Origin of the sequence: Loigolactobacillus zhaoyuanensis (assembly GCF_003946385.1) — a bacterium.
GTDB lineage: Bacteria > Bacillota > Bacilli > Lactobacillales > Lactobacillaceae > Loigolactobacillus > Loigolactobacillus zhaoyuanensis.
In genome coordinates, this window is record NZ_RHOE01000014.1 from 12,931 (window position 1) to 32,083 (window position 19,153).

18 protein-coding genes are annotated in these 19,153 nt (G+C 42.2%); 16 read left to right on the top strand and 2 right to left on the bottom strand.

Annotated features, from left to right (window positions below; all coding sequences use genetic code 11):
• Positions 1-469: 469 nt before the first annotated feature.
• Positions 470-1,855 (bottom strand): APC family permease, encoded by a 1,386-nt coding sequence (locus EKM76_RS04700; RefSeq protein WP_125549544.1) that lies wholly within the window; start codon positions 1,853-1,855, stop codon positions 470-472.
• Between the two features lie 649 nt (positions 1,856-2,504).
• Between EKM76_RS04700 and EKM76_RS04705 the strand changes: the two genes are divergently transcribed.
• From EKM76_RS04705 to EKM76_RS04740, 8 genes are all read left to right on the top strand, one after another.
• Positions 2,505-3,002 (top strand): GNAT family N-acetyltransferase, encoded by a 498-nt coding sequence (locus EKM76_RS04705; protein WP_125549545.1) that lies wholly within the window; start codon positions 2,505-2,507, stop codon positions 3,000-3,002.
• 16 nt (positions 3,003-3,018) lie between these two features.
• Complete coding sequence (aroC, locus tag EKM76_RS04710; RefSeq protein ID WP_125549546.1) at positions 3,019-4,194, top strand: chorismate synthase; 1,176 nt, start codon at positions 3,019-3,021, stop codon at positions 4,192-4,194.
• An 18-nt stretch (positions 4,195-4,212) separates the two neighbouring features.
• The gene (gene aroA / locus EKM76_RS04715; protein ID WP_125549547.1) at positions 4,213-5,508 is read left to right on the top strand and encodes a 3-phosphoshikimate 1-carboxyvinyltransferase; all 1,296 of its coding nucleotides are present in this window, start codon (positions 4,213-4,215) and stop codon (positions 5,506-5,508) included.
• A 157-nt stretch (positions 5,509-5,665) separates the two neighbouring features.
• Positions 5,666-6,958, top strand: coding sequence for a phosphopyruvate hydratase (eno, locus tag EKM76_RS04720; protein ID WP_125549548.1), 1,293 nt, complete (start codon positions 5,666-5,668; stop codon positions 6,956-6,958).
• Positions 6,959-7,203: 245 nt separating this feature from the next.
• Entirely contained in the window at positions 7,204-8,550 is a 1,347-nt protein-coding gene (gdhA, locus tag EKM76_RS04725) for an NADP-specific glutamate dehydrogenase (RefSeq protein ID WP_125549549.1), read from the top strand.
• A gap of 1 nt (position 8,551) precedes the next feature.
• The gene (locus EKM76_RS04730; RefSeq protein WP_125549550.1) at positions 8,552-9,391 is read left to right on the top strand and encodes a pyridoxamine kinase; all 840 of its coding nucleotides are present in this window, start codon (positions 8,552-8,554) and stop codon (positions 9,389-9,391) included.
• Positions 9,392-9,484: 93 nt separating this feature from the next.
• Complete coding sequence (locus tag EKM76_RS04735) at positions 9,485-10,039, top strand: ECF transporter S component (RefSeq protein ID WP_125549551.1); 555 nt, start codon at positions 9,485-9,487, stop codon at positions 10,037-10,039.
• 28 nt (positions 10,040-10,067) lie between these two features.
• Positions 10,068-10,643 carry a nucleoside/nucleotide kinase family protein gene (locus tag EKM76_RS04740; RefSeq protein WP_191986905.1) on the top strand — a complete coding sequence of 192 codons (576 nt, stop codon included), beginning with the start codon at positions 10,068-10,070 and terminating at the stop codon, positions 10,641-10,643.
• Between the two features lie 37 nt (positions 10,644-10,680).
• On the opposite strand, the gene EKM76_RS04745 is transcribed toward EKM76_RS04740, so the two are convergent.
• Positions 10,681-10,872, bottom strand: coding sequence for a hypothetical protein (locus EKM76_RS04745; protein ID WP_125549553.1), 192 nt, complete (start codon positions 10,870-10,872; stop codon positions 10,681-10,683).
• A 684-nt stretch (positions 10,873-11,556) separates the two neighbouring features.
• Here EKM76_RS04745 and EKM76_RS04750 point away from each other — a divergent pair.
• From EKM76_RS04750 to EKM76_RS04785, 8 genes are all read left to right on the top strand, one after another.
• Entirely contained in the window at positions 11,557-11,997 is a 441-nt protein-coding gene (locus EKM76_RS04750; RefSeq protein WP_125549554.1) for a cell surface protein, read from the top strand.
• Between the two features lie 14 nt (positions 11,998-12,011).
• Positions 12,012-12,941 (top strand): DUF6681 family protein, encoded by a 930-nt coding sequence (locus EKM76_RS04755; RefSeq protein WP_125549555.1) that lies wholly within the window; start codon positions 12,012-12,014, stop codon positions 12,939-12,941.
• A 369-nt stretch (positions 12,942-13,310) separates the two neighbouring features.
• A complete protein-coding gene (locus tag EKM76_RS04760) occupies positions 13,311-14,297 on the top strand; it encodes a D-2-hydroxyacid dehydrogenase (RefSeq protein WP_125549556.1) in 987 nt (328 codons plus the stop codon).
• 224 nt (positions 14,298-14,521) lie between these two features.
• Positions 14,522-15,259, top strand: a complete 738-nt coding sequence (locus tag EKM76_RS04765; protein WP_318531401.1) for an amino acid ABC transporter ATP-binding protein — start codon at positions 14,522-14,524, stop codon at positions 15,257-15,259.
• An 18-nt stretch (positions 15,260-15,277) separates the two neighbouring features.
• Positions 15,278-16,105 (top strand): transporter substrate-binding domain-containing protein, encoded by an 828-nt coding sequence (locus EKM76_RS04770; protein WP_125549557.1) that lies wholly within the window; start codon positions 15,278-15,280, stop codon positions 16,103-16,105.
• A gap of 2 nt (positions 16,106-16,107) precedes the next feature.
• On the top strand, positions 16,108-16,746 hold the full coding sequence (locus EKM76_RS04775; RefSeq protein ID WP_125549558.1) for an amino acid ABC transporter permease: 639 nt from the start codon (positions 16,108-16,110) through the stop codon (positions 16,744-16,746).
• Between the two features lie 15 nt (positions 16,747-16,761).
• Complete coding sequence (locus EKM76_RS04780) at positions 16,762-17,418, top strand: amino acid ABC transporter permease (protein WP_125549559.1); 657 nt, start codon at positions 16,762-16,764, stop codon at positions 17,416-17,418.
• 114 nt (positions 17,419-17,532) lie between these two features.
• Positions 17,533-19,152 (top strand): ABC-F family ATP-binding cassette domain-containing protein, encoded by a 1,620-nt coding sequence (locus EKM76_RS04785; RefSeq protein ID WP_125549560.1) that lies wholly within the window; start codon positions 17,533-17,535, stop codon positions 19,150-19,152.
• Position 19,153: the final 1 nt, after the last annotated feature.

Sequence of the window (19,153 nt, forward strand, 5' to 3'; positions counted from 1 at the left end):
TAGAACCCAATTTTTTTGCAATTAAGCTAATATCGGACACAGAAAACGATAAAAAAAGAGTTTAATAAGAAATAGTCACTTAAAAAAGTAAATAGCTGATTTATACTAGTTGTTGTCAGATAGGGCGTTAGCGATATATTGAATCCTTAATTAAGCGCTTGTGAGGAAGATACTGAATAGTTTTATAAAAAACTGCTAATGAAACCGGATAAATTAAAAGCGACATGCTATGCTAAATACATCCTTTGGGAAAGGACGTTGATAAGTATGGATTTGGAAAACGGTCGGCGGCCTGTGTGTACAGGCTATTGGCGACAAAAGATTTTTTAACGGCTTATGTTAGTTACTATTCAGTACTACGATTAAAAACTTAAAAAAGGGGCAAGGCTGCCATGTTAAAAACGGAGTTACGACAAGTTTAGACTTGTTGTAACTCCGTTTGGTGTTTTATGAGCACACAGCTATGAGGTTAAGAAATATTTTCGTGGCGAATTCCGTATGAGAAGTAGATCACCATACCGACGGCAAACCAGATCAAGGAAGCGATCCAAGTTTCCAATGATAATGTTAGCATCAAACCGATGCAGGCTAACGCGGAGATAATTGGTAATACAGGCGACCAAGGAACATGGAAGCCATTATGTTTGATCTCGTTATGTTTACGCAACGGAATGATCCCAATTGAGACAAAGGTAAAGGCAATTAAAGTACCAATATTAACTAAATTAGTTAATTGATCCAGTGGAACTAAACCACCTAAGAAAGAAATGATGATGGTGACAATGATCAGGCTGTGCTGGGGTAAATGATGCTTACCCTGTAATCGGCCTAAGGATTTAGGCAGTAGGCCATCACGACCAATAGAATAAATCAACCGCGAGCTACTATAAACCATAGTGATCATCATTGTGAACATACCGGCCAATGCACCAATTGAAATAATACCTGCTGCCCAATTTTGGCCCACTTTTTGTAATGCGAAAGCCACTGGATTCGCGACATCTAGTTCACGGAAAGAAACCATTCCGGTTAAAACAACAGCAACTAAAATATAAAGGGCCGTCGCGACGATTAAAGTACCAATGATCCCAATCGGCATGTTACGTTGTGGATTTTTGACCTCCGCTGCGGATGATGAAACCGCGTCAAAGCCTAGATAAGCAAAGAATACTGTAGAGGCTCCCTGTAAGACGCCGATTTTACCAAAAGGCAAGAAGGGGTGCCAATTGGCCGGTTTTACGTAAAAAATACCCACTAATAAGAAGATAAAGATAATACTGATCTTGACGATTACCATTATATTATTGATACGGACAGATTGTTTCATGCCTTGACTCAGTAACCAGGAGATCAACCAAACAATGATCACCGCAACAATGTTGATATAGGTGCCGTGGGCTGGGTCAAACGGTCCGTTAAGTACTTTAGGAATCGCTAAGCCAAATCCTTGTAGTAGCGAGCTAAAGTACGCGGAAAACCCAGTTGATACAGCGGCGACTGCCAACATATATTCCAGGATCAAGGCCCAACCGATGATCCAGCCGATAAATTCACCGAAAATAACGTTGCCGTAAGAATAAGCTGAGCCAGCAATTGGCATTGCTGAGGAGAACTCTGCGTAACACATAGCTGCTAAAGAACAGACAACGGCAGCGACAATGAATGAAAGCATAATTCCGGGTCCTGCCTTTAGCGCTGCGACTGTGCCTGGTAAAATAAAGATCCCCGTTCCAATTACAGCACCGATGCCCAAAGCCATTAAGTCAAAAGCGTTCATTGATTTAATGAATTGATCATCTTTGGCTAGATATTTATCTAGACTTTGTTTGTGCCACATTTTATCTTTGATCGACAATTAGTTTCCCTCCAAAAGTGTGCGGTCAAAAGCGCTAGATGTGGCTAACCATCAAATCAAACTTTTACCCCAAACTCATTTATTTATTGCTTTTCATCATAGCATAGCAAGTGGACAATGAAAAGAAAATGATAGTTCACATTTTTGTCTCATTTTAATGTAAAATAGCCTTTAGGGTGCATGATTAAAAGCAAAAAAGTAGCCAAAGCAACAATTACTTGTCAGTAATTGCGCCTTGGCTACGTATTAGTTAGTCGATTTAAATGTGTGGGTGCTCCTATCTGTTACCTGCTTAATTTTCTAGTTTGCATTGACGGACCGATAAAAAATTTATACGTTCACTAGCCTTCAAGCTAATCAACGGCGCTGAGCAATTTTATTCTGTCACTATTATTTTCCTAACAATTAATAGTCTATCAGGAAGGTATGAATTTTATATGAATAAACCCTAACATAACTCTAAAGAAAACGATTACTGAGTTAAATAATTGCGGTAGTAAATCATTAACTAGACGGGGTCAGCGCGATTTGTGTATATCCGGGATAGCTATCACATAGAATAGTTTTGGGACATAAGCTAGCATTTTAGCCGTAAAGATGGTTAAATATTTAGTAATTAATGAATAGATATGTAACTGGAGGAAAAGAAATGGAAATCGAGTTTCAACGGGCAACACAGACAGATTTACCATTTATCGTGCAAGTTTATAACCAGACGATAGCGGGACGGCAGGTGACGGCAGATCTAGTTCCAGTCACTGTTGCCCAGCGCAAGCCTTGGTTTGCTGCACATCAGCAACGCCGCCGACCGCTTTGGTTGATCACCGCTGCTGGACAGCCGGCCGGTTGGTTAAGTCTGTCCGATTTTTATGGGCGAGCCGCTTATCAGGCAACGGTTGAGATCAGTCTTTATATTGATGAAAAATTTCGTGGTCAACATATTGGTAAAAAAAGTTTAGCTTATGCGGAACAGCAGGCATCAGGCTTAGGCATTAAAACAATTTTAGGTTTTATTTTTGGTCAGAATCAACCGAGCCTGCAGCTGTTCACTAAGCAAGGCTATACGCAATGGGGCAAGTTACCACAAGTGGCCGAATTAGATGAACAATTAAGTGATCTAGTAATTTTAGGTAAACAAATTAATTAAGAAATGAGGCTTTCAGATGCGTTACATAACAGCAGGAGAATCACATGGTCCTAAATTAACCGCTGTGATCGAAGGTATTCCCGCCGGTTTAACTTTAACGGCAGAAAAAATCAATGCGGATCTGGCACGGCGGCAGCAAGGTTATGGCCGCGGCAATCGGATGAAGATCGAGCATGATCAAGTAGAAATCATTTCTGGTGTACGTCATCAAAAGACGTTGGGCTCACCGATCACTTTACAAGTGACTAATCATGATTATGCACATTGGACGGACATTATGAGTCCAACGGCAGAAGCTACTGCCGAAAATTCCATTCGCCAAGTGACTAAGCCACGGCCAGGCCACGCTGACTTAGTTGGTGGACAAAAATACCAACAGCGTGATCTGCGCAATGTACTAGAACGTTCCAGTGCCCGAGAAACCACGATGCGGGTGGCAGTGGGTAGTGTTTGTCAGCAATTATTAGCGGCAATTGGTGTTGAAGTGCTTGGTTTTGTCCAACAGCTAGGCGGTATTTCCGCTGATCCGGCTAAGCTACCTGAATTAGGTGATCTAGCAACATTGCGGGCAGCCACCGAAGACAGCGACATACGAACCTATGATGCTGATGCTGCGGCTAAGATTCGCGAATTGATCGATGCCACTAAAAAAGCTGGAGATACATTAGGTGGCGTGGTAGAAGTTGTTGCGACTAATTTACCCGCTGGTTTAGGCAGCTATATTAGCACCGAAACCAAGCTGGACGCCAAACTAGCTCAAGCTATTGTCAGTATCAATGCTTTTAAGGGCGTTGAATTTGGCGACGGTTTTGGTTTAGCCGCGCATCCGGGTAGTGAAGATATGGATGAAATTTTATACACGCCTGAGCGTGGCTTTTATCGTGGTAGTAATCATCTTGGTGGCTTTGAAGGTGGGATGACCAATGGCGAACCTATCATTGTCAAAGGCGTGATGAAGCCAATTCCAACGCTGTATAAACCACTTAACAGTGTTGATATTGCAACCAAGCAAGCTTACAAGGCGAATGTTGAGCGTTCCGATACCACGGCGGTACCGGCAGCGGCAGTAGTGGCTGAAGCGATGGTGGCGATCACATTGGCGCAAGCCGTTTTGGAGAAATTTGATGCGGATGCACTACCGCGGCTACAAGCACAAGTGGCTGCTTACCGGAAAGAATTAGCAGCTTATTAAAGAAAAGGGAGCGTCAAGATGGATAAAGTATTAGTTGCCGCTGCGCGAGGATTGCACGGTACATTGACTGTTCCTGGCGATAAAAGCATTTCACATCGCAGTATTATGTTTGGGGCTTTAGCTAAGGGAACCACGATCATTGATCATTTTCTTTTTTCGGATGATTGTCGGCGCACGTTGGCTGCTTTTCAAGCATTAGGCGTGCCGATCACAGTTGATGGCGAGCGCGTCACGATCACCGGTGTCGGCTTTGCTGGGCTGAAGGCACCACAACAAGCGCTTGATTTGGGTAATTCAGGGACATCGACCCGTTTGTTATTGGGTCTATTTAGTAAACAACCATTTCCGATTAAATTTTTTGGTGATGCTTCATTAAGTAAGCGGCCAATGAAGCGGGTGATCGCACCTTTAAGTAAAATGGGTGCCAAAATTCAGGCGACTGATACCGATTTTCTACCATTAACGATTGCGACTAATACCACGTTACAACCTGTAGAAATGACGATCCCAGTAGCAAGCGCGCAAGTGAAAAGTGCGTTGATTTTTGCTGCATTGCAGGCCAATGGTACTTCAAAACTAACTGAGCTTGCGCAAACCCGTGATCACACCGAACGGATGCTACGTCAATTTGGTGGTGAAATTGATAAAAATGGTCTAACCTTAACCATCAAACCACAAAGCCAGTTTGTGGCGCAAAAATTCCGTGTCCCTGGTGATATGTCATCAGCTGCCTTTTTTGCTTTAGCAGCAACTTTGGTACCGAATAGTCAATTACGGTTAGCGCAAGTTGGGTTAAATAATACGCGAACTGGTTTTTTAGATGTATTAAGTCGCATGGGTGCTGATTTCCGCGTCGAAGATGTGGACTCCAAAACTGTTGAAGCCAGCGGCGATGTGATTGTGACTTCAAGCAAATTAAAAGCAACCACAGTTCATGGCGCTGAAATTGCTAACGTGATCGATGAAATTCCATTGATTGCTTTAGCAGCGACCCAAGCTGAAGGTGTCACTGAAATTAGTGATGCTGCTGAATTGCGGGTCAAAGAAACTGATCGCATCGAAACCGTTGCGACTGAATTACGTAAGCTTGGTGCCAATATCGAAACTAAGCCAGATGGGATGATCATTCATGGCCCGACACCGTTACGCGCGGTGACCAGTGATCGTGTTGATTCACATGGTGATCACCGAATTGGTTTAATGTTAGCCGTTGCGGCGTTGCTCAGTAAAAGTCAGTTGACATTGACTGATGCTGCGGCGATCAATGTCTCGTATCCTAACTTTTTCACTGACTTAGAACAGGTGCTAGATTAAAAATCCCATCAAGTAAACGTTTTCCTTAACTTATTTTCAAAAAAGCAGGCATATTCAGTTGTTATTTGAAATATAAGATGATATCATTTTAAATGAATGTGGGCGTGGTGTCGCCCGATTAATCACACCGATAATCACTCAAGGAGGGACATATTAAATGTCTAAATCAGTAGTAATTGAAAGTGTTAAAGCACGCGAAGTCTTTGATTCCCGCGGTAACCCAACGGTCGAAGCTGACGTTGTTTTAACTGACGGTACTTTGGGCCGTGCATCCGTTCCATCAGGTGCTTCAACAGGTGAATTAGAAGCAACTGAATTACGTGATGGTGGTAGCCGTCTTTTAGGTAAAGGCGTTAGCAAAGCCGTTAACAATGTTAACACTGAGATCAATGATGCCTTGAAGGGTGTTTCACCATATAACCAAGCTGAAATTGATCAAATCATGATCGACTTGGATGGTACACCTAACAAAGCTCGTTTGGGTGCCAACGCTATCTTAGGCGTTTCAATGGCAACTGCACGTGCTGCTGCACTTTCATTGGATACACCATTGTATCGTTATTTGGGCGGGGTAAACATTGAATTACCACAAACATTCCATAACGTTATCAATGGTGGTGCACATGCCGACAACGGTATCGACTTCCAAGAATTCATGATCACACCAATTAAGAAGACCAGCTTCCGTGACGGTATTGAAAAAATTGCCGACACTTACCATACTTTGAAAAAGGTATTGGAAGAAGCAGGTTTCCAAACTGGCTTAGGCGACGAAGGTGGCTTTGCTCCTGATTTGAAGTCAACTGACGAAGCAGTTACAATGCTTTACAAAGCAATTGAACAAGCTGGTTACGTACCTGGTGAAGATATCGGTATCGCACTTGATGCTGCTTCATCAGAATTCTATGATCAAGAAACTGGTATCTACACATTTGAAGGCAACACTTTCAATGCTGACCAATTACGTGATTACTATGTCAATGACTTATTGAAGAAATTCCCAGCAATCATTTCAATCGAAGATCCATTCTCCGAAAATGACTGGGACAACTTTGCTAAGTTCACCGAAGAAGTTGGCGACCGCGTTCAATTAGTTGGTGACGATATCTTCGTTACTAACCCTTCAATCTTCCGCAAGGGGATCAAGAAGGGCGTAGCTAACTCGATCTTAATCAAATTAAACCAAATCGGTACAGTTACTGAATCAATCGAAGCAATTCGTTTGGCTAAGAACAATGGCTACACAACTATGATCTCACATCGTTCAGGCGAAACTGAAGATACATTTGTTGCTGACTTTGCCGTTGCCGTTTCTGGTGGCGAATTGAAGACTGGTGCTATGGCACGTTCAGAACGCGTTGCGAAATATAACCAATTATTACGCATCGAAGAAGAACTTAATGGCCAAGCACACGTTGCTCATTTCCCACACAACGTTGATTTTGACTAATATTAATAAATCGATAAACAGGATCACCTTTTAGGCGATTCTGTTTTTTTTATAGCAATATTGAACGTTAAAATTAACGTTCAAGGAAGTGGGGTAGGTATAAAACGCTTTCTGAAAAATAGTTTTCAAAATCGTTAAATTATAATTTGATGAGTGTTTTAATTGTGCTATAATATTGGCATGCATTTATCCATGTATACTGGATGGTGTACTTTCAGCAGATGGTCAAAATTAGGAGGCAAAATATGTCACAAGCAACTGAGTATATCAAAGAAGTTCGTGCAACACTTGCGCAGCGCGACGGTAACCAAACTGAATTCCTTGAAGCGGTCGATAATTTTCTAGCAACGATCACACCTGTTTTTGAAGCACATCCTGAATATATTGAGGCTAATATTTTAGGACAGATCACTGAACCAGAGCGCGCCTTTCAGTTCCGTGTTCCTTGGGTCGATGATGCTGGCAAAGTCCAAATTAATCGTGGCTTCCGTGTGCAATTTAATTCAGCAATTGGGCCCTATAAAGGTGGGTTACGGCTTCATCCCAGCGTTAATTTATCAGTTGTTAAATTTTTAGGTTTCGAGCAGATCTTTAAAAATAGCCTGACTGGCTTACCGATCGGCGGTGGTAAAGGCGGCAGTGACTTTAACCCTAAAGGTAAATCTGATGGCGAAGTCATGCGGTTTATCCAAAGCTTTATGACTGAATTGCAAAAACATATTGGTCCTGATTTTGATGTTCCGGCTGGCGATATTGGCGTTGGTGGCCGTGAGATCGGCTACTTGTTTGGCCAATATAAGCGACTCAATGGCTTTAGCGGTGGTATTTTAACCGGTAAAGGCTTGAGTTACGGTGGTAGTCTAGTTCGGCCTGAAGCAACTGGCTTTGGCTTACTTTACTATGTGGAAGCTATGCTAAAGGCACATCGTGATGATTTAAGTGGTAAGAAAATTAAATTATCTGGTGCTGGCAACGTCGCAATCTATGCGATTCAAAAGGCAACTGAACTCGGCGCTAAAGTCGTTACCGTTTCTGATTCTGATGGCTACATTTACGACGAGCAAGGGATCGACTATAAAATCGTGCAACAGATCAAAGAAGTTGAACGTGGTCGGATCAGCGACTATGCTAAACGCGTTTCTACTGCGCAATATACCAAAGGTTCAGTCTGGGAAGAAGCAGTCGATTGTGATCTGGCTTTACCATGTGCCACGCAAAATGAAATTGATGCCAGCGGTGCTAAATTATTAGTTTCTGGAGGCGCTAAATTAGTCGCTGAAGGGGCAAACATGCCAAGTACGCCGGAAGCAGTAACCGTTTATCGCCAAGCTGGCTTACTTTATGGCCCAGCTAAGGCTGCTAATGCCGGTGGGGTCGCTGTATCCGCATTAGAAATGAGTCAAAATAGTCAACGTCTTGCTTGGTCATTTGAAGATGTTGATCAACGACTTCAAAAAATCATGCAGGATATTTTCCAAGAATCAGCTGCTGCAGCTAAGCATTATAACTTAGGTGATGATTACGTAGCTGGCGCTAATATTGCTGGGTTCTTAAAGGTGGCGGATGCAATGTACGCCCAAGGCATCGTCTAGCATGACTTTACCGCAGCAAGTTCTGATCAGCCAAGATTTATCTTGCGTTGGGCAGGTTTCATTAGGGGTGGCGTTACCGATCGTGGCTGCATTAGGCCTACAACCCGCCGTGTTACCGACTGCGTTATTGTCGACGCACACTGGTGGCTTTGGTGACAATACTTATCTCGATTTGAGCCAAGAAATGGAGCGCATCATTGGCCATTGGCAAACGCTGGATCTACGCTTCGCGGGATTATATTTTGGTTATTTAGGTCAGGCAGCGTTACCGGTGATAGAACATCATTTGCAGCAGCTAGCAGCTCCAGCAGCTAAAATCATGCTTGATCCAGTGATGGGTGATCATGGCCAGCTTTATCGCGGCTTTGATCAGGCTTATGTGGGTAAAATGCGTCATTTGGTGCGGCGCGCAACGGTGGTGACGCCAAATGTTACTGAAGCGCGTTTATTATTAGATCAAGCACAGGATCAACAGCCACTGACTGCAGTGGCGGCAGCTGAATTAGCACAAGCAGTTAGTGAACAGCTAGCAGTGCCGAACGTTATTTTAACTGGTGTCCCGTTAGTCGATGGCCAGCTTGGTGTGTTCGGTTTTACTCAACAAAAGGCGTGGCGTTGGCAAACGGTCCAATTACCAGGGCACTATTTTGGCACGGGGGATATTTTTGCTAGTGTTTGTTTTGGCTTGTGGCTCCAAGGTCAGACCTTACAAACGGCTAGCCAGCACGCCATGATCTTTGTACAACAAGCAATTCAACGCACAACTGCTGCGGCAACAGATATTCGTTTTGGTGTTGATTATGCTGCTGGTTTGCATGAACTTTTAGCAACTTTAGTTTAAGCTACAGCTTTGTTCAGCAGTATAATAAAATAAATAAGTTGAGGGCTGCGGTATAACTTTACTGCAACCCTTTATTTTTAGGGGAGATTACAAATGCAACAATCAAGAAATACTTTACGGGCAATTATTTTAACTGGTTTATTTGCAGCAATTATTTTTATTGGTATCTCGTTGTTAAGAATTCCGATACCGGCCTTAGTGGGACGGCCATTTATTCACTTCGGTAATGCATTAACTGTATTAGCAATTTTATTTTTAGGTGGTCGTAATGGGGCCTTTGCTGGTATCATTGGACTTGGCGGCTTTGATCTGCTAAATGGTTATGCGGCAACATCGTGGTTGACTGCACTAGAAGTCATTGTGGTGGCAGTGGTGGTTAATACTGGTTTTAAACTTTTTCGTTATGATGACCGAGTTAGTCATATCGTCACACTTGGCATTGTTGCGGGTATAACCAAAATTTTCACGACGTATGCAGTTTCGATCGTAGAAGCATTAATGGTGGGCACTTCCTTTAAAGTCGCATTGATCAATTCGTTCCTTAGTTTACCAGCGACCGTGATTAATTCGATCTCCACTGCTATTATTGTGCCAATACTATATTTTGCTTTACGCGGCAGTCTGCGCGGCATTCAGCGGCGAGCATAGGTTTGAAAAATTAAATTAGGAGGTGGCTTTGTTGCCACAGCGTTTATTCGTGATCACCGGAGCAACTGGAACGGGAAAAACAACGGTTAGTCAATACTTGACTGAATATTATCAGATTCCGCGTGTGATCACCCATACTACGCGGCCACCGCGTTCTAATGAACAAAATGGCGGGGCGTATTATTTTGAAACTCAAAATAGTTTTTTTACGAAGCACTATATTGAATACGTTAAATATGCCGATTACTATTATGGTTCTTCACGTGAAGCAATCACGGCTGCTTGGACCAAATGTCCTTACGCCAGCATTGTTTTGGATACCAAAGGCGCCGTTACCTATGTAGAAACATTAGGTACGCAAGTGATTCCGTTATTTCTGACGGTTAAACAACCAGCTGCGTTGATCGCACGTTTAACTAAGCGCGGAGATCAGCAGGAAATGATCACGCAACGAGTAGCTAGTGCAGAGTACAAGCGTGATCTGGCGATACCGCCGCAATTATTAGGACAGGCACAAGTGATCGTTAACGATGATTGGTCGGCAGCCAAGCGACAACTTGATCAAATAATGCAAGATTATGGTATAGAAAAAAACGCTGACTAAGTTAGAAAACTTAGTCAGCGTTTTTGACGTTAATTAGTTAGGCCGTTTGATCGGCATGATTAAGGGTCACGGGTTGATGTGCTTGTAACGCTAATTTACGTACCGCTTCATCAATAGTGACACCACTAGCAACTTGTTCAGGATGTTGCTTCGAAGTTGCATAGAAAATCTGTTGATCAGTGTCTAATGAGATCCGATACCAACTATTACTAAAATTACCAAATTTCATGGTGTATACCTCCTTGGTTCAAGGAAAAAGTCCTTGTGAGTTAGTCCCAACAACTCAAGCAAGAAGTTGTTGGTGACTAAGATGTTACGTTACTTTCTGTAACGCCCAGCACGTTCTAAACAGTCTACAACCAAAATGAATATTACGCAAGAACTTAGCTCAAAATTATTTTTGCGGATGATCACATTGTTCTGCTTTTTTGTAAACGGTTAACGTAACAGCTTACATCATAGTTTACAATATTGATTTATGATTAGCAAGTGAAACGCAACACAAATTTTAATAACTGGTAGTGGCAAATACATAAGTAATAACGAAACGATATAGCTGATTTTTTTCACAAGTTATTTTTTATGGAAACCTTTGAAAAATGTGTGTTTTTTTCCATTTTCGTTTTCAATCAGTTGACTTGCACCTTGGCCGGCATATGCTAAAATAGTTATAAGAACAAATGTTCAACAACGCCAATTAGAAAGTTGGTCAGCAGCGGATTTTTAAGCTTTTTAGTTTAATTTAAGCTAGGATGATTAGGATAAGACTATTATGAACTAAAAGTAGCACCGCCGTGACGATTAAATTTGAATCATAAATTTTAGTAATTCTTTAGCATAACAACGCGCAATGTTAGACAAGATATGGTTTAATAAAATATTAGAAGATCAATAAAGTAGAGGAGACTTTTACATGGCTTATCGAACACCGCCATTTATCACCCCATTTGCGATCGTATCGATCGTTTTAGGCTTAGCCGCGACGAATGTAGTGGCAGATAAGGTTGCACCTGTCAAAAGTAAAACTGAGCAGACTAGCCAAGTTGATAGTAGCTCAGCGGTCACTAGCGGTTCCAGTAGTATCCGCCAAAGTAGCTCGTCACGACCGGAAAGCAGCCAATCAGTTGCGGAAAGTAGTGTGCAGGAATCAACTGACGATAATACGCAACAAACAACACCGTCTGCTGGCTCACAGTCAACCACGCAGAATAGTCAAAGTACGACTGCGGACTCTTCAAGTACAACAGCTAATTCAAGTTCTGCTGCTGGTACATCGTCTGCCACTAGTACTTCCGGAAGTACAGCAACCGGAACGACTGGTACAGCCACGACGGATAATACGACGACTGAATAATTGGAGGTGATTGAGTGTTATCATTGCTAGATATGTTGAATCATTATTTAGGTTACTTCAACATGAACGTTAAATTAAAAAATCGCGTCTATACAGCCATCGGCATTGCTGGTGTAATTTATCTAGGTTATTTGGCGATCAACTTTATTCGGCTAGGTGCTTGGACACGCGGAATTTTGTTTTTACTTATCTTTTTAGTATTAGTCTATTTTGTGACGTTAAATGTGATTTATTATTTCACGACCAAAACGGCTAAATTTGACATTTCACCTAAAATTGAAAAAGTATTGGGTGGTCGGCCAGCAGGTGCTGCTGATGATCCAATGCTTGGTGGCAAGCACACTGCTCAAGCAACAAAAGTTATGCCTGCAGCTGGCTTATTTCATGAACAGAGTTTGCTACCAGCTAAACTAACTGTTGATGCGAGCCAACAGGCAAACATTGAGCAAGTGGTCGATGGGCTAGTGGCAAGCAATTATTTACAATTAGATTATGCTGGTCACTCTGATGAACAAATCTATCAAGCTGCTCAAGCCTCGGGGCAACCAGTTTATGCAGTTGGTGAAGGGGTGCAACTGCCTTTTTATGAATTACGTGAAGCGCAGGGCCGTTATCTGGTTTACGCAGGGCGTAATGCAATCGACAGTTTACCAGTTGGTGAAGTGACTGAAGTTGGTTTAATGCCAACTAAGCAGGCCGCTGCCAAATACCAAATTGTTTTGGCTAGCGCCCAGCTAACTGGCGGTCCGAATAAAATTGCCGGTCGTTCTGGAGCTGTTGCTGGGAGCGCACCTTTTCAATTGATCGTCCAAGTGGCGTATAAAGATCCAAACGCAACTGTAACCAGTACGCCAGTGGATAGCAGCGCTACAAATATGGGACCACGAGCGACTACAGCAACTGAATCATCTGAATCGACCAGAATGTCGCGACGTAATCGCTGATTTTTGGGGGCTGTGGCATAAGTGAACTTATGCCGCAGTCCTATTTTTATTGCCAAATATTGTCATTTAAACGGCTTAAGGGACACTTTTTTTACTGGCATCGCTTATTGACGGTTTCTAATAAAAAGGTTAAGCTTAAATTAAAATGAGCTAATAATTAATCGCCTATGACTATTTTGTTAAGGTACCGTATAAGTCGGTCAGAAGTTACTGTCGAAATATAGTTAAGGCGAGTATTGTTGTGGTCAATGGTGCGACTGGGTCAAACTCACGGCGTTGATGCTGTGAGTTTTTATTTATTTGATCTAGGATTATTAGCTTAAAATGATCAGTTTTGTAGTTGCAAAATAAGTTAACGGAGGAATTTAAATGAAAATCTTAATGTACAGCGTTCGTGATGATGAGCAACCCGCAATCAAGGCTTGGGCGCAGCGTCACCAAGCGACGGTGGATACCTTTGATCAAGATCTTAATTTGGCAACTGTTGAACGTGCAAAAGGCTATGACGGTGTTGTGATCGTCCAACATGCTAAAATTGACAGCGAAAAAGTCTATCAGCAGTTACATGATTATGGCATCAAGCAACTTAGTTTACGTAGCGCGGGCTATGATGTGGTCGATTTAGCAGCTGCCCAGGCTAACGAATTACTAGTGACCAATGTACCCGCGTATTCGCCACGTTCAGTTGCTGAATATGCCTTGACACAAACTATGCGCCTGATTCGCAATTTGGAATTATTTGATGATCGAACAGCGCACCATGATTTTCGTTGGGGTGGCTTGATGGCCCATGAAGTACATACACTGACAATTGGGATCATTGGCGCTGGGCGAATCGGTGGCACGGTTGCCCATTTATTCCATGCTTTAGGCGCTCGTGTAATTGCGACAGATCCAGTTGAGAATCCAGAACTAGCTGAATTTGTCACTTATATGGATCAAGCTAGCTTATTGAAAACGGCTGACGTGGTGACTTTACACACTCAGCTTTTACCAACGACTACGCATTTAATTGGCGCAGCACAGTTGGCACAAATGAAGCCGACAGCTTTTTTGATCAATGCTTCTCGGGGCCCGGTTGTAGATACACCGGCATTAGTCGCTGCCTTGAAAGAAAAGCAAATTGCTGGCGCTGCAATTGATGTGATCGAAGACGAACAAGAATTCAATAATCGTGATCTCAGTGAAGCTAAGATCACTAATCCAAATGTGCTAGCTTTACAAACGATGCCCAACGTTATTTTCACGCCACACATTGCTTTTTACACGAATATGGCGGTACAAAATATGGTGGATATTAGTTTAGATGACGTTAAAAGTATTTTAGAAACAGGACAAGCACAACATCAAGTCTAATGATGACGAGTTGTCATTAAAAAGATAAGAATTCTCTCATAAACAAGTTAGAAATTAAAAAAATATTTAAAAATCAACGATATTCATTTGCTTAAAGATTAAAAATAAATTAAAATTAAAAAAGTGGTTATTACCCATGCACATTAGGTGAACAAAATTTTGCTGTTTGCTGCGGGTTATTGGCCAGCATTGATTATGGTGTACCTAAGTTTGGAGGGAAAGTTATGTCAATGATCGAGTTTCACGATGTTGAAAAATATTATGGCGATTTTCATGCCCTAAAAGATATCAACTTGACGATCGATAAAGGAGAAGTTGTTGTTATTATTGGACCATCTGGTTCTGGTAAAAGTACGTTGTTACGTTCAATGAATGGTTTAAATACAATTTCTTCTGGTAAATTAATTGTTAATAATTTTGATTTAGCGGATAAAAAAACAGATATTAATAAGATTCGCCGCGAGGTCGGCATGGTTTTCCAGCATTTTAATTTGTATGCTAATAAAACGGTGCTCCAAAACGTAAGCTTAGCCCCTCAATTAGTTTTAAAAGAGGATAAAGCACAAAGTGAAAAAGAAGCGATGGAGCTGTTAAAATTAGTTGGCTTGGAAGATAAAGCCCAATCGTATCCCAGCATGTTATCCGGGGGACAAGAGCAGCGAGTTGCGATCGCGCGTAGTTTAGCGATGAAACCACAGGCGTTGTTATTTGATGAACCAACCTCAGCATTGGATCCAGAAATGATCGGTGATGTGTTGGATGTTATGAAAAAAGTGGCGGCTGACGATGGGATGACCATGATCGTTGTGACTCATGAAATGGGCTTTGCTAAAGAAGTGGCTGATCGGCTAGTCTTCATGGCTGATGGCGAGATTCTTGAAGATGACGATACGAAGTCTTTCTTTGCGCATCCAAAAGAAGAACGCGCACGGCAATTCTTAAGTAAGATCATTAATCATTAATGAAGGGAGGCGTGGACGATGAAAAAATTTGTCCAACGCGTGCTACCGCTTGCCTTCTTATTGAGTTTGGTTTTACTGATGAGTGGCTGCGGTAAACAAAGTTTATCAGAACAGAATGTTTTAAAAACAGATCAAGCTAGTAACGCGATCACTTGGGGCGTTAAGGCTGATACTCGGTTGTTTGGCTTAATGAATATTAAAACCAGCCAAATTGAAGGTTTTGATATTGATATGGCTAAAGCAATCACCAAGCAGATTCTGGGCAAAGATGGCAAAGCCAAATTTATTCAAGTAACCAGTAGTACCCGCATCCCGATGTTGAAAAATGGTAATATTGACGCGATCATTGCTACCATGACAATTTCGCCAGAACGGGCTAAGCAGGTTGATTTTTCTAAACCATATTTTAATGCGGGTCAGGCGATCTTAGTTAAAAAAGGTAGCAAAATCAAAAACATCCGCGACTTGAATTATAAGGGCGCTAAAGTATTAGCGGTTCAAGGCTCAACTTCGGCGATCAACGTGGCAAAGTTTGCGCCGAAAGCCAGTGTGCTTGAACTATCTGATTACGCGCAAGCCTTTACCGCCTTGAAATCAGGGCAGGGCGATGCTTTAACCACTGATAACGGTATTTTGTATGGGATGTCGTTAGAAAGCCCGAATTATGTCGTGGTTGGCGGTGCCTTCACGAAGGAACCTTACGGGATCGCCGTTAATAAGGGCCAAAAACCGATGACTAAGGCAGTTGATCAGGCGGTCAGTAACATGAAAAAATCAGGGGAATACCAACGCCTGCTTAATAAATGGTTTGGTAAGGTACCTGGGTTCAGCGAAGGGGGGAACTGAGTATGCTTTCGATTTTAGTTAATCATTGGCCAGAACTTTGGTCAGGACTTTTGTTCACCCTGGGTTCTAGCGTTTTAGCGCTGATCGGTAGTTTGATCGTGGGTACAGTGTTCGCTTTTTTAGAGATCAGTGAGCGCAAATGGGTCCGCATCATTGGCCGCATCTATGTCGAAATTTTTCGGAATATTCCACTATTAGTCATTACAATGTTCTTCTATGTGGTCATTCCAATGCTTTTTGCCAACGTCAATGGTTTTACGGCAGGGACGATCGGCTTGACTATCTATACGTCAGCCTTCATTGCTGAAACTGTGCGTGCTGGTATTGAAGCAGTTGATCTTGGTCAAATGGAAGCAGCACGTTCCAATGGCCTGTCTTATCTACAGGCGATGGTTCACATTGTTTTTCCACAAGCCATTAAGATCACGATTCCACCGTTAGGCAATCAGTTCATTAACTTGGTTAAGAATTCGTCGGTGTTAGCCTTTGTCGCTGGTTTCGATTTAATGTATCAAGGTAACTTGATCGCGTCAACGACCTTTGATACGTCAAACACTTACTTAGCGGTTGGACTTTTGTACTTGGTTTTGACCTTACCGTTAAGCTATTTCATGCGGTATCTGGAAAAGAAATGGGCTTAGAAGGGGGAATAACTAATGGCTAATTTTATCCAAGCATATTCATGGCTTAATATTCGTTATCTCCTGGAAGGGCTATGGATCACTGTAGAAATCTCCGCCGTTTCGATTGTTTTTAGCTTTATTATCGGCGGTTTATTAGGTTTATTACGCTACGTTAACATCAAATATTTATCAGCGTTAGTTGGCTTTGTGATCGATATTATTCGTAACTTACCACTGCTGCTGATCCTGTTCTTCACTTTCTTTGGTTTACCGAACATTGGGATCAAACCTGATGCGATCACGGCGGCAATTTTTGCGATGACGGTCTTTGAATCGGCAATGGTCGCTGAAATCATTCGTAGTGGGATCAAAGCAGTTGACCCTGGCCAGATGGAAGCGGCACGTAGTAACGGAATGTCGTATCGGCAAACTATGCAGCATATTATTTTACCGCAAGCAATTAAAAAAATGATTCCGCCATTGGTCAGCCAATTTGTTTCGCTGATCAAGGATACTTCCCTAGCAACGATCATTATGTTACCGGAATTGATGTACCACGCACAGATTATTTATGGACAAAATACTAATTTTGTTCTACCGATGTTCTTGGCGTTAGCAGTGTTGTATTTTATTGTTTGTTACGCATTATCGTGGCTATCTCGCGTTTTAGATCGGCGAATGGGCGCGTAAAAATAAAGTGTGCTGGCTGTTCTTTCCACGGCTGGTACACTTTTTTGATTGTTGTTGTTGCTTTTCTATGCTAAAGTGTATGTCTATAATCAAGTAAATAAGTGAGGCTATTAAATGATAACTGTAAGTGATGTTAGTTTACGTTTTCCTGATCGGCAATTGTATTCTGACGTTAATTTGAAATTCACCCCCGGCAACTGTTATGGCATTATTGGTGCCAACGGTGCTGGCAAGTCAACTTTTCTAAAGATTCTTTCGGGTCAATTAGCGCCATCAACGGGTAAGGTCACGATTTCGCCCAATGAGCGGATGACTAGTTTAAAACAGGATCATTATGCGTTTGAAGATACGACGGTCTTGGATACAGTCATTCAAGGGTACGAAAAGTTGTATCAAGTGATGCAAGCAAAAGATGCCTTGTACGCTAAGCCAGATTTCAGCGATGAAGATGGTATCAAAGTCGCTGAATTAGAAGGTGAGTTTGCTGAAATGGACGGCTGGAACGCTGAAGCCGAAGCAGCTCAATTGTTACAAGAATTAGGTATCAATGAAACGATGCAGCAACAAAAGATGCGTGAATTAACTGAAAATGAAAAAGTCAAAGTGTTGTTAGGCCAAGCTTTGTTTGGTAAGCCTGATATTTTGCTATTAGACGAACCCACTAACGGACTAGATGCACCAACGATTCAGTGGTTGGAAAACTTCTTGTTGAATTTTTCTAATACCGTTATTGTGGTTTCCCATGACCGGCATTTTCTGAATACGGTTTGTACCCACATGTGCGACGTCGATTTTGGTAAGATTCAATTGTTTGTTGGTAACTATGATTTCTGGTTACAATCTAGCCAATTGGCGGCGCAATTAAAAGGCCAAGCTAATGCAAAAAAAGAAGATCAGATCAAGGAACTACAAGAATTTATTGCGCGGTTTAGCGCTAATGCGTCGAAGTCTAAGCAAGCCACATCACGTAAGAAACAATTGGACAAAATCACCTTAGAGGACATTAAGCCATCTAGTCGGAAATATCCATTCATTAAATTTGTGGCTGCGCGGGAAATCGGTAGTGATCTATTGCGGGTCGATAACATCAGCAAGACAGTTGCTGGGGTGAAAATTCTCGATAACATTACATTCACACTAAAGCCCGGCGAGAAATCTGCCTTGATCAGCCGCAGCGATGTGGCCACAACGACACTGATGCAAATTCTAGCTGGTGAGTTAGAACCCGATACCGGGAGTGTTACGTGGGGCGTTACCACCACACGGGCTTATTTACCGCGCGATAGTTCGGCTGAATTTACGTCCGATTTATCGATTCTAGATTGGTTGCGTCAGTTTGCTTCGAAGGAAGAAAGCGATAATACATTCTTGCGCGGTTTTCTTGGCCGGATGCTCTTTTCTGGGGATGAAGTCTTGAAGAAGCTTAATATGTTATCTGGTGGCGAAAAAGTTCGTTGTCTATTGGCAAAAATTATGCTTAGTGAGGCTAACGTTTTGCTGCTAGATGATCCAACTAATCATTTAGATCTGGAATCGATCACTTCCCTAAATGATGCGCTGGTTGATTTTGATGGCGCGCTAGTGTTTACGTCACACGATTATGAATTCATTCAGACGATTGCGGATCATATTGTTGAAGTTAGTGCTAAAGGGGTCGTTGAACGTTTTGCAACCCATTATCAGGAATTCCTAGCTCACGAAGATATTCAGAAACAAGTTGCTGAATTATATTAAA